Raw genomic sequence first — 11,132 nt, forward strand, 5'->3', positions numbered from 1 at the left:
CCCCGGGGGGGGGCGGGCGCGCTCCGGGGGCCGGGCGCGCCCCCCGCGGGCGGCCCCCCGCGGGGGGGGGCGGGGCGGTCGCCGCCAGCTACGACTCCGGCGGCGGCGACGGGGACGTGGAACCCGTCGAGTTCACCCTGCTCGGCACCCAGTTCGGCCAGCTCACCATCGCCGTGCTCGGGGCGCTGGCCACCGCGGGGGAGTACGCGTCCGGCCTGATCAGAGCCACCCTCACGGCTGTACCGCGGCGCCGGCCGGTGCTGTGGGCCAAGGCGGTCGTCTTCGGCGGCGTCTCCCTCGCGGTCCTGCTCGTGACCGTCTTCCTCACCTTCCCGCTCGCCCAACTCTTCCTGTCGGGGACGGACCGCGCGGCCGGCTTCGGCGACCCGGGCGTGCCCCGCGCGCTGTGCGGCGCGGCGCTCGGCATCGCCCTGCACGGCCTGCTGTGCCTGGGCCTCGGCGCCCTGCTGCGCAGCGTCCCGGCGGCGATCGGCGCGTACATCGGGGCGGTGTTGGTGCTGCCCGAGGTGGTGGGCATGGTGCCGTACGACGGGGTCGACGACGTGGTCGCCTGTCTGCCGAGCCAGGCCGCGCACGCGCTGCTGCTCGTGGACCCGGGCCCGGACCTGCTGACCCCCGGCCCGGCGCTGCTCGCCCTGTGCTGCTGGGTGGCGGCCACGCTGGTCGCCGCGGCGCTGCTGCTGGGGCGCCGCGACGTGTGAGGGCGGACGGCGGGGACGGGTGTGCGGGTGCGGGAGGCGGGTGTGACGTACGCGTGGGGTGGGGCGTACGGGCACGGTGTTACGGGCACGGCGTACGCGTACGGGGGTTGCGTACGCCGTGTCGGGGGCGGGGCGGCGGCCGGACCGGTTCCGCCGGGGGGGCCGGCACCCCGGCACCCCGCTGCCCCGTCACCCTGCCGCCCCCGCCGCCCCGTTGCCCCGGGCACGCGGGCGGCAGGATGGGGGCGTGCGGAGATTGCGGGGCGCGCGCCAGCGGCACGAGATGCGCCGGGCAACCGGGGCGGCACCGGGAGCGGGAGGGGACGCAGGGGATGAGCGTGCTGGGTGGGGCGCAGGAGTGGACGCCGGGTGGCCCGTACCCGATCCGGCTGGTGCACCGGGTCGTGCAGGGGGTGCGCGCCGTGGACGCCGCCCGTCCGGCGCTGTGGGACGCGCTGCTGACGGCGGTGTTCGGGCTCGGCGCCTGCGTGGACGTGGGCGGCGGCAACTGGCGGCACATCGCGCACTCCGACACGGTGCCGGTGGCGCTCGTCGCGGCCCTGGCGGCGGGGTTCGTACTGGCCCTGTGGTGGCACCGCAGGCGCCCGCTGGCCGCGTTCGTCGCCATGGCGGTGCTCGGGCTGGTGGACGCGTGGGTGGGGACGCGGCTCCAGGTCGGCCAGTTGGGGCAGTTGGTCGTGCTCTTCCACGTGGCGCTGCGGCTGCCGGGGCGGGCCCTGACGGTCGCGGGCGCGCTGGTCGTCGTCCAGTCGGCGGTCGGCGCGACGCGCTGGCCCACCGGCGACTGGGGGCAGGCGTTCCTCCCCACCGTCACCGCCGGCCTGGTGGCGGCGCTGCTCGGCAGCGTGGTGCGCAGCCGCCGCGACTACACGGCCGCACTCGTGGAGCGGGCCCGCCAACTCGAAGTGGAACGCGACCAACAGGCACAACTGGCCGCCGCGGCCGAACGCACCCGCATTGCGCGCGAGATGCACGACATCATCGGACACCACCTGTCGGTCATCACCGGCCTCGCGGACGGCGGTTCGTACGCGGCGCACAAACGCCCCGAGCGAGCGGCACAGGCACTGGCGGCGATCGGCGCCACCAGCCGGCAGGCGCTGGACGAACTGCGCAGGCTGCTCGGCGTCCTCCGCGACGACCACGCCGACCCACCACCGGGCCCGGAACTCGGCCCCCAACCCACCCTCGCCGACCTCGGCGCACTCATCGACCGGGTACGCGCCGCCGGCCTGCCCGTACGCCTCACCGAACACGGCACGCCGGCGCCGGGCCCGCCCGGCCGCGAACTGACGGTCTACCGGGTCGTCCAGGAGGCCCTGACCAACACCCTCAAACACGCCGGCCCCCGCGCCACGGCCACGGTCGAGGTGCACCACGCGCCGCGCGCGCTGTCCGTGACGGTCACGGATGCGGGTCGCACGTCTAGCCGTACGTCCATGGGCACGGGCACGGGCACGGGCACGAGTACGCGCGCGGGCGCGGATACGGCCGCGGGCCGTACGGATCTGGTTCGTACGCGTACGGGGCCGGGTACGCGCGCGGGCGCGGGCAGGGACGCGCAGACGGGCACGGACCCGGGCAGGGTGACGCGCGCGGGCGCGGGTACCGGGCCGGACGCCGTACGGGGCGGCAACCCACCCGACCCGTACGACCCACCGAGCCCGTCCGACGGCGCACCCGCCGCACCCCACCCGGGCCGCGGCCTGCGGGGCTTGCGGGAGCGGGCCGCGCTCTACGACGGCACCCTGACGGCCGGCCCGGGCCCGGCCGGCGGCGGGACCGTACGCCTCGAACTCCCCACCCCGGGCACCACCCCACCACCCACAGCAGCCACTCCACTTCCCGAACCGACCCACCCAACCAAGCCACTCCCGCCGGGGCCGCCGGGCGGTTCTCCGCGGGGATCGGGGGCCGCGTCATGACCACCGTCCTCATCGTGGACGACCAGCCGCTCCAGCGGCTCGGCTTCCGGATGCTGTTGGAGAGCCAGGACGACGTGGTGGTGCTGGGGGAGGCGGACAACGGCGCGGCGGCCGTCCGCAGGGCCGCCGAGCTGCGCCCCGACGTGGTCCTGATGGACGTCCGGATGCCGGGCATGGACGGCGTGGAGGCCACCCGCCGCATCGTCGCCTCGGGCGACCGCAGCCGGGTGCTGATCCTCACCACGTTCGACCTGGACGAGTACGCGTACGCCGGGCTGCGCGCCGGGGCCAGCGGCTTCCTGGTCAAGGACGCCCAGCCGGAGGAGCTGCTGGCCGGCATCCGGGCGGTGGCCGGCGGCGATGCGGTGGTCGCCCCCGGTCTGACCCGCCGGCTGCTCGACGCGTACGCGGAGCGGCTGCCGGCCCCGGGCGGCGACGGGCCGGGCGCGGACGGCGGGCCCGATCCGCGGCTGGCCGCCCTCACCGAGCGGGAGCGGGAGATCCTGACGGTGGTCGGCAGGGGCTGGTCCAACGCCGAGATCAGCAGCCGGCTACGGCTCGCGGAGTCCACCGTGAAGACGCACATCGGCCGCATCCTGGCCAAGACGGGCGCCCGCGACCGGGTGCAGGCGGTGATCCTGGCGTACGACACGCGCCTGGTCCACCCGGCGCCGTAGGGGCCCGCCGGGCCGGCCCCTACACCCGCGGGCGCCCCAGCGCGCGGTACGTCCAGCCGGCCTTGCGCCACAGCTCGGGGTCGAGCGCGTTGCGGCCGTCCAGGACGCGGCGCTCGTCCACGACGCTGCCGAGTTCGGCCGGGTCCAGGTCGCGGAACTCGCGCCACTCCGTCAGGTGCAGCACCACGTGCGCCCCGCGCGCCGCCTCCAGGGCGCTCGGCGCGTACCGCAGGGTCGGGAAGAGGACGCTCGCGTTCTCCATCCCCTTCGGGTCGAAGACCGTGACCTGCGCCCCCTGGAGGTGGATCTGCCCGGCCACGTTGAGCGCCGGCGAGTCCCGTACGTCGTCCGAGTCGGGCTTGAACGCGGCCCCGAGCACCGCGACCCGCTTGCCGAGGAAGGAGCCGCCGACGGCCTCCCTGGCCAGTTCGACCATGTGGCTGCGGCGGCGCATGTTGATCGAGTCGACCTCGCGCAGGAAGGTCAGCGCCTGGTCGGCGCCGAGCTCGCCGGCGCGGGCCATGAAGGCGCGGATGTCCTTCGGCAGACAGCCGCCGCCGAAGCCGATCCCGGCCCGCAGGAACTTCCTTCCGATGCGCTCGTCGTAGCCGATCGCCTCGGCCAGCTTCACCACGTCGCCGTCGGCGGCCTCGCAGACCTCGGCCATCGCGTTGATGAAGGAGATCTTGGTGGCGAGGAAGGAGTTGGCGGAGGTCTTGACCAGCTCGGCGGTCGGGAAGTCGGTCACCACGAACGGCGACCCCGCGGCGATCGGCGTCGCGTACACCTCGCGCCGCACCCGCTCGGCGCGCTCGCTGGTGACGCCGCCGACGATCCGGTCCGGGTGCAGGGTGTCGTCGACGGCGAACCCCTCGCGCAGGAACTCCGGGTTCCAGGCCAGCTCGGCGTCGGCCCCGACCGGCGCCAACTCGCGCAGCAGCGTGGCGAGTCGGGCCGCGCTGCCGACCGGCACGGTGGACTTGCCGACCACCAGCGCCGGCCGGTGCAGCAGCGGCGCCAGCGTCTCGAAGGCGCTGTCGACGAAGCGCATGTCGCAGGCGTACTCGCCCTGCTTCTGCGGCGTGTTGACGCAGACGAAGTGCACATCACCGAAGTCGGCGACCTCCTGGTAGGAGGTGGTGAAGCGGAGCCGCCCCGAGGAGCCGGGCAGCCCGGCGACGTGCTGGCGCAGCAGCTCTTCGAGCCCCGGCTCGTACATCGGCACCCGGCCGCTGGAGAGGAGCTCCACCTTCTCCGGCACGACGTCGAGACCCAGCACGTCGAACCCGAGCTCGGCCATGGCCGCGGCGTGCGTCGCGCCCAGATATCCGGTGCCGATCACAGTGATCTTGGGGGCCATGCGGAGCTCCATCGTGCGGTGGCTGGGTGCGGGGTGCGGGCTGCGGTGCCCGAGCATAGTCGGGGGCTTGACCGGGCAATCGGGCTGCTGTCGGCTAAGTCACGTACCCCGACCTGGGCCCCACCCCTAAGATTGGGTTACTTAACGGTTATTAACGCTCGGGTATGCATACTCAGGGAGTGAGGACGCCGTGGCCTCCGCGGAGAAGAACACTGTCGGATTCGACCTCTACCGCCCGGCCGAGGAGCACGACATGCTCCGCGAGTCGGTGCGCGCCCTCGCCGAGGCGAAGATCGCCCCCTTCGCGGCCGAGGTCGACGAGGAGGGCCGCTTCCCGCAGGAGGCGCTGGACGCGCTGGTCGCCAACGACCTGCACGCGGTGCACGTCCCCGAGTCGTACGGCGGCGCCGGGGCGGACGCCCTCGCCACGGTCATCGTCATCGAGGAAGTGGCCCGCGTCTGCGCGTCCTCCTCGCTGATCCCGGCCGTCAACAAGCTCGGCTCGCTCCCGGTCATCCTCTCCGGCTCCGAGGAGCTGAAGAAGAAGTACCTGGCGCCGCTGGCCAAGGGCGACGCGATGTTCTCGTACTGTCTCTCCGAGCCGGACGCCGGCTCGGACGCGGCCGGCATGAAGACCAAGGCGGTGCGCGACGGCGACTTCTACGTCCTGAACGGCGTGAAGCGCTGGATCACCAACGCGGGCGTCTCCGACTACTACACGGTGATGGCCGTCACCGACCCGGAGAAGCGCTCGAAGGGCATCTCGGCGTTCGTCGTCGAGAAGGGCGACGAGGGCGTCTCCTTCGGCGCCCCCGAGAAGAAGCTCGGCATCAAGGGCTCGCCCACCCGCGAGGTCTACTTCGACAACGTCCGCATCCCCGCGGACCGCCTGCTCGGCCCCGAGGGCACCGGCTTCGCCACGGCGATGAAGACCCTCGACCACACCCGCATCACCATCGCCGCCCAGGCCCTCGGCATCGCGCAGGGCGCGCTGGACTACGCCAAGGGGTACGTCAAGGAGCGCAAGCAGTTCGGCAAGCCCATCGGCGACTTCCAGGGCGTGCAGTTCATGCTGGCCGACATGGCAATGAAGCTGGAGGCGGCCCGCCAGCTCACGTACGCGGCGGCGGCCAAGTCCGAGCGCATCGCGGCCGGCGGCCCCGACGAAGACCTCACGTTCTTCGGCGCCGCAGCCAAGTGCTACGCCTCCGACGCGGCCATGGAGATCACCACGGACGCGGTCCAACTCCTCGGCGGCTACGGCTACACGCGCGACTACCCGGTGGAGCGGATGATGCGCGATGCCAAGATCACGCAGATTTATGAGGGCACGAACCAGGTCCAGCGGATCGTGATGGCGCGCAATCTGCCGTAGTGGGGTTTGCGGGTCGGTGGTTGTTCGCGGGCCGCGGGCCCGCGGATTGTGGCTTGCGGCAATCCGCGCCTCCCGCACCCGCGCGAACGTGACGCTCCCATGCTTATGAGGACCCCCGGTACGAGGCCCCTTGGAATTCGCCTCGGTGTCGGGGGTCTTTCGTATGAGCACTGCCGGGCGGGCGGTTGCCCGGGACGCGCGGGTCATGCCCTCTTCAGGGGGCAGGGGAGTTCAGGTCTGGTGCGGTTGGGTGAGCAACTGACCAGGGCGAGGGAGAGGAATGTGGGGCGTTCGAGGTAGAAGCCGTGGGAGAGGTCCGCGCCGGTTGTGAGGCGTTCGGTGGCGGAGCCGATCAGTGCTGTCAGCCGGGTGGTGCCGCGGTCGGTTGCGGAGTCGAATCGGGAGGCGTAGGCGGTGAGCTGTGCCCTGAGCCAGTGTGTGGCTTCTTCCGGGTCCTCCCAGGTGGCGCGTACGAGTTTGCTGGGTTTGATGAGCCAGTAGGCCGTTTCGAGTGGTGGGAGGTCTACTACGGGGAAGGCGGCGTGGACGTCTCTGTGTCGTTGGATCAGTTCTGGTCTGCTGTCTGGCGGGGGCGGGTCGGGGTGCGGGGGCCGTCTTAGTGCTTCGTCGTCGAAGCGTTGTTTGGGTCCGGTCCAGAGGTAGCCGTGGTGGTGCAACTGCTGTCCCGTTGGGTGCGGGGGATACGGAACCGGCCCTGCCCTGGCCCTTCGGGGGCCGGTCCGGGGCGGGGCCGGTCGGGCGTGGAGAGCGATCGTCAGGCGGAGAGGGTGAAGCGGGCGGGGTCGATGCCGGCTGCGTTGAGTTCGGTGGTGGTGAACCTCAAGGGTTCCGCGCCGGGTCGCTTGCTGTCGCCCAACGCCCATGCGTCGGGACCGATCTGCGCGAGCGTCACGCAGGATTCGCCGTCGGGATGGGTGTTGCCACCGCATGCCTTGTTGAAGGTGACGGAGGTTGAGAGGGGGAGGGAGTACAGGTCGGTTCCGGGCATGGGCGTGCCTTTCCTGTCGGGCCAGCGGTGTGGCCGGTTCGGAAGGAGGTGCCATCCGGCCGGGGAACTCCCCCTCAGCCGGCGTGAAGCCATCGTTCGCCCAGCCGATGCCGCAGATCCACGAACTTGCACGAGTTTGCACGCCTACTAGCGCCTCCCGACGTGGGGTTGACGCCGTTTCCCCAGTTAAAAGATGCTGATGCAAGCCCAAGCAAGTACCTAACCCAGGGAGCCTGCCATGGCCGTCGAGTTTGTTGGAATCGACCCTGACACCGACCGGGACCACTGCCCGACCGTGTGGGCGGATGGGGAAGCTCAGGAGGTCTTGTTCCAGGGGTGGAAGCCGACCCCCGCGACTCAGGCACAGTGCGAGCAGACCAGCCCTGCGAACGGTCGAGTGCCCGACAGCGAGGCCATCGTCAGGATTCCGGCCCGGATGATTCCGATGATCAGGGAGGCGTGTGATGCCGTCGAACGTGCCCAGCTTCGCTGAGTTGCTCGGCCAGTGCGTGCGGTCCGCCGTGCACCTGGAGCTGCGCGACTCGTACGCCGCCACGGACCGGTTCGAAGCGTGGCGGCGAGGGGACCGGATCGACTGGGAGGACCGTGCGTCCTGGTGGCACCCGTACGACCAGTTGATCGCTGACTCCATCGCGCGGGGCGTGGTGATTCGCAGGGCGCGTGTGGTCTCAGAGCCCGTATCGGAGTACATCCGCTGGGAGCACTACGTGACGCACGCCAACGTCACGGCGGGCGAACAGGTCCGCTGGCTGCCCCGCCGCCGGGCCACGGCCATCCCGCTACCGGGCAACGACTTCTGGCTGTTCGACGACGCGTTGCTCAGGGTCCACCACTTCTCGGGCGACGGCGCCGTGGTGGAGGACGAGCTCACGGCCGACCCCGAGGCGGTGAAGCTGTGCTCCGCCGCGTTCGAGACGGTGTGGGAGCGAGCGATCCCGCACGAGCGGTACGCGGTCTGACGAAAGCCAGCTCCATGCCCGTGCACCCCTCCTCACGCGTGCAGAAGGCCCGCGAAGCCCTGGCAGGCCACCTGCGCGAGATTCGGCAGGACGCCGGAATCAGCGGGCGGGAGCTGGCCATCCGGTGCCGCTGGTCAGAGTCGAAGTCGTCGCGGATCGAGAATGCCAAGACGCCTCCATCCGATGCCGACATTCGAGCATGGTGCAGGGCCTGCGCCGTTGAGGACCAGGCCCCCGACCTGATCGCGGCCAACAGGCAGTCCACTGAAGCACACGTGGAATGGAAGCGGCTTCAGCGGACTGGCCTCCGGCGCCTGCAAGAGAGCACCGGTGACCTGTACCAACGAACCACGACCTTCCGCGTCTACGTATCCGACGTGATCCCGGGCTTCCTTCAGACAGCCGGTTACGCCTCTGCCCTGCTGTCATCCATCGCGGACTTCCGAGGGACACCGGACGACGTGAGCGAGGCCGTCGCCGCCCGGATGCGGCGTAACGAGGTGCTAAACAACGGTGGGCGCCGGTTCTCCTTCGTACTGGAGGAGTCGGTATTGCGATACCGGCTGTGCACTGCTGAAACCATGGCGGCGCAACTTGGCCACCTGCTTGGCGTCATGGAACTCCAGAACGTTGCTATAGGCATCGTTCCGTTCTCCGGGCAGCGGGCCGTGTGGCCCATGCCGACCTTCACGATCTTCAACGGCAAGAGGGTGCACGCCGATACCCTCGATGCCGCCTCCACGCTCACGCAGCCGAGCCAGGTCGAGTTGTATGCGCGAGCCTTTGAGCGCCTCTCGCAGCAGGCTGTATGGGGAGCGGCGGCCCGCTCCCTCATCGCGGACGCGGTGACAACCCTGCGCTGACCGGCGACGGCGATCCCGCACGCGCAGTACGCGGTCTGACGAAAGCCAGCTCCCCCCACCCACAACACAAGCCGCAAGGGCCCGGGCCCCTCCCGGCCGCTCGCAAGGAAGGGTCCGGGCGCTGGGGGGCTAGATGAGTGAGTCCGATGTCTTCAGTGGTCGTAGGCGATCAGTGATCGTTTGGTTGGGGCGTTGGTGGTCCAGTTGTGCCAGATGGCGGTGGCGAGGGCGAGGAGTCGTTGTCTGGTGCGGGCGAAGACTGCGGCCGGGGTTCTGCCGCCGTGGTGTTCGAGGCTGAGTTGGCCTTTGAGGGTGTCGATGACGGCTTCGATCCATTGCCGGACCCGGGCGATCTTGCCGTGCCGGGCTGGTTCGTCCTTGCGGTCCGGCCGCACGAGATGGGCTCCGAGGCGCTCGCTGACGAAGGTCTCGAACTCCTTCCCGGCGAAGCCCTTGTCCGCCAGGATCACCTGTCCCTGGCGGACAAGGTGGTGGTCGCGTTCCAGCAGCGCGGCCATCACCTCCCGTTCGCCGATCTTGGGGTTGGCCAGGCACCAGGTGACGGGCATGCCCTCTGTGGTGGTGACCAGGTAGAGGCGGAATCCCCAGAAGAAGCGGGAGTGGCTGCGGCAGTAGCCGTAGCCACAGTGCCCGGCCAGATTGGAGCGTTTGACGGTCTCGCGGGAGGCCGCGCAGGGCAGTGGGGTGGAGTCGATCAGCCGCAGGTCCTCGTGCCAGGTTGGGACCTGCCGGGCCAGTGCCTCGATTACGCGGCTGATCAACGGACCTGCGGCGTTGAGGCGCTTGTTGTAGGCGGACTGCTGGGGCAGGTAGTGGAAGAGGTGCCCCAGCCGGGCGTGTGCGAAGCGGATCCAGTGCCGGGCCGAGGGGAAGCCGAGCAGGGCTTGGGCGACGGCCAGGCACAGCAGTTCGGCGTCTGTCAGTTTCGGGGGTCGCCCGATCCTGCGACAAGGCGCCACGTGGTCGTCGATGAACACGTACAGTGCCGTCAGAAGGGCGTCCAGGTTTGTCTTCACACACTGACCAACGGGCGCCCTTCGCCATGGTCGCGACCAGCACAGACATCGGACTCATTCATCTAGCGGTCGGAGCCGTCCTGGCGCTTGTCCATCTGGTCGCTGAGCCGCTGCTGGGCCGAGTCGATCTTGTCGCTGTACTTGCCGCCCGTCTTGCGGTCCACGGCGTCGCCGGCCTTGTCGATGCCCTTGCGCGCGGTGTCCTCGTGCCCCTTGAGCATGCTCTTCAGCTTGTCGAGCATGGACATGGCGTCCTCCTTGCCGAACTGGCTCTGCTCTCCCCTCCAGGTTCCTCGCATCTCTCCCGCCTCGCATCCGGACCCGTACCGCCCCCGCCGCAGCGGTCCGTAACGGGCTCGCTACGCTGTGCGGGACCGCGCGGGGGGCGGCCCCGTACGGCGCGTCGTCAGGGGAGGGCGTAGATGGCCGTGCGCAAGGAGATGGTGCTGGAGCAGGTGGCCGCGGCGGTGGCGCGGGACCGGCCGGGGGACCCACCGGTGGTGACGGTGCACGCCGTGTCCGGGCCGTCGCCGCTGTGGATGCCGCTGCTCGGCTTCTTCCTGCTGTTCCGGGTCAAGTACTACTTCCTCACCGTCACCCAGCAGGGCGTGGTGATCCACCGGGTGGTCAAGCTCACCGGCCGGCCCGCCGAGGCCGTCGTCAGCCTGCCGCAGGAGCACGTACGGCCGCTCATCAGCCAGGTGCAGTACGGCACGCCCTGGAACAACTTCCGGCTGCACTTCCCGGGCGAACGCCGTCCCACCCGCCTCAACGTCGCCCGCGTCTGGCGTCCCGAACTCGAACAGTTGCTGCATGTCATGGGCGTCGTCCCGGCCCCGCACTGATCTGCCCCGGGTCCGCGGCCGGGTCCGGGTCCGCGACCGGTGCCCGCTGCCGGGTCCCAGCACCGCGAGTGCCGGGCGCCAGCACCGCGAGCCGTGCCCGGGCCCGGAGCACGCACACCCCGTACGTACATCCCGTACGTACATCCCGTACGTACATCCCGTACGTACATCCCGGACATACACCCCGTACGCACACGACCGCGGGGCCCCCCCGGGGGGGCCCCCCCGGGGCCCCCCCCCCCCCGCGCGGCCGGACAGCACGGGGGCCCGGCCCCCGCCCCCCGGGGGACAATGGGGGGAACCGGGCCCGGGACGGGG

At 71.3% G+C, this 11,132-nt stretch carries 13 protein-coding genes; 8 read left to right on the forward strand and 5 right to left on the reverse strand.

What is annotated here, in order from left to right:
• From AAHZ94_RS18760 to AAHZ94_RS18770, 3 genes are all read left to right on the forward strand, one after another.
• A partial coding sequence (locus AAHZ94_RS18760) for an ABC transporter permease (RefSeq protein WP_349994113.1) occupies positions 1-722 on the forward strand: 722 nt, incomplete at its 5' end.
• A 332-nt stretch (positions 723-1,054) separates the two neighbouring features.
• Complete coding sequence (locus tag AAHZ94_RS18765) at positions 1,055-2,668, forward strand: sensor histidine kinase (RefSeq protein ID WP_349994114.1); 1,614 nt, start codon at positions 1,055-1,057, stop codon at positions 2,666-2,668.
• Complete coding sequence (locus AAHZ94_RS18770) at positions 2,665-3,345, forward strand: response regulator (RefSeq protein WP_349994115.1); 681 nt, start codon at positions 2,665-2,667, stop codon at positions 3,343-3,345. Before AAHZ94_RS18765 ends, AAHZ94_RS18770 begins: the two co-directional genes overlap by 4 nt.
• 19 nt (positions 3,346-3,364) lie before the next feature.
• Here AAHZ94_RS18770 and AAHZ94_RS18775 read toward each other — a convergent pair whose 3' ends face one another.
• Positions 3,365-4,705 (reverse strand): UDP-glucose dehydrogenase family protein, encoded by a 1,341-nt coding sequence (locus AAHZ94_RS18775; RefSeq protein ID WP_349994116.1) that lies wholly within the window; start codon positions 4,703-4,705, stop codon positions 3,365-3,367.
• A gap of 253 nt (positions 4,706-4,958) precedes the next feature.
• Here AAHZ94_RS18775 and AAHZ94_RS18780 point away from each other — a divergent pair, with 253 nt between their 5' ends.
• Positions 4,959-6,080, forward strand: a complete 1,122-nt coding sequence (locus AAHZ94_RS18780; protein WP_349994124.1) for an acyl-CoA dehydrogenase family protein — start codon at positions 4,959-4,961, stop codon at positions 6,078-6,080.
• A 203-nt stretch (positions 6,081-6,283) separates the two neighbouring features.
• Here the strand turns inward: AAHZ94_RS18780 and AAHZ94_RS18785 are convergent, their stop codons facing one another.
• Together AAHZ94_RS18785 and AAHZ94_RS18790 are read right to left on the reverse strand one after the other, a co-directional pair.
• A complete protein-coding gene (locus AAHZ94_RS18785; RefSeq protein WP_349994117.1) occupies positions 6,284-6,757 on the reverse strand; it encodes a hypothetical protein in 474 nt (157 codons plus the stop codon).
• Positions 6,758-6,855: 98 nt separating this feature from the next.
• Positions 6,856-7,089: a DUF397 domain-containing protein gene (locus AAHZ94_RS18790; RefSeq protein ID WP_349994118.1), complete on the reverse strand. Its 234-nt coding sequence runs from the start codon at positions 7,087-7,089 to the stop codon at positions 6,856-6,858.
• A 238-nt stretch (positions 7,090-7,327) separates the two neighbouring features.
• Between AAHZ94_RS18790 and AAHZ94_RS18795 the strand changes: the two genes are divergently transcribed.
• Genes AAHZ94_RS18795 through AAHZ94_RS18805 form a run of 3 tightly spaced genes read left to right on the forward strand, consistent with a single transcriptional unit; the run spans position 7,328 to position 8,932 of the window.
• Positions 7,328-7,582, forward strand: a complete 255-nt coding sequence (locus AAHZ94_RS18795; protein ID WP_349994119.1) for a hypothetical protein — start codon at positions 7,328-7,330, stop codon at positions 7,580-7,582.
• Positions 7,554-8,069: a DUF6879 family protein gene (locus AAHZ94_RS18800; protein ID WP_349994120.1), complete on the forward strand. Its 516-nt coding sequence runs from the start codon at positions 7,554-7,556 to the stop codon at positions 8,067-8,069. Before AAHZ94_RS18795 ends, AAHZ94_RS18800 begins: the two co-directional genes overlap by 29 nt.
• Before the next feature lie 14 nt (positions 8,070-8,083).
• Positions 8,084-8,932, forward strand: a complete 849-nt coding sequence (locus AAHZ94_RS18805) for a helix-turn-helix domain-containing protein (RefSeq protein ID WP_349994121.1) — start codon at positions 8,084-8,086, stop codon at positions 8,930-8,932.
• A 152-nt stretch (positions 8,933-9,084) separates the two neighbouring features.
• On the opposite strand, the gene AAHZ94_RS18810 is transcribed toward AAHZ94_RS18805, so the two are convergent.
• Entirely contained in the window at positions 9,085-9,969 is an 885-nt protein-coding gene (locus AAHZ94_RS18810) for an IS982 family transposase (RefSeq protein WP_349994122.1), read from the reverse strand.
• Positions 9,970-10,031: 62 nt separating this feature from the next.
• Positions 10,032-10,268 (reverse strand): antitoxin, encoded by a 237-nt coding sequence (locus AAHZ94_RS18815; RefSeq protein WP_414727342.1) that lies wholly within the window; start codon positions 10,266-10,268, stop codon positions 10,032-10,034.
• A gap of 123 nt (positions 10,269-10,391) precedes the next feature.
• Here AAHZ94_RS18815 and AAHZ94_RS18820 point away from each other — a divergent pair, with 123 nt between their 5' ends.
• On the forward strand, positions 10,392-10,814 hold the full coding sequence (locus AAHZ94_RS18820) for a hypothetical protein (protein ID WP_349994123.1): 423 nt from the start codon (positions 10,392-10,394) through the stop codon (positions 10,812-10,814).
• Positions 10,815-11,132 lie beyond the last annotated feature (318 nt).

This window comes from Streptomyces sp. HSW2009, from assembly GCF_040240285.1.
Lineage (GTDB): Bacteria > Actinomycetota > Actinomycetes > Streptomycetales > Streptomycetaceae > Streptomyces.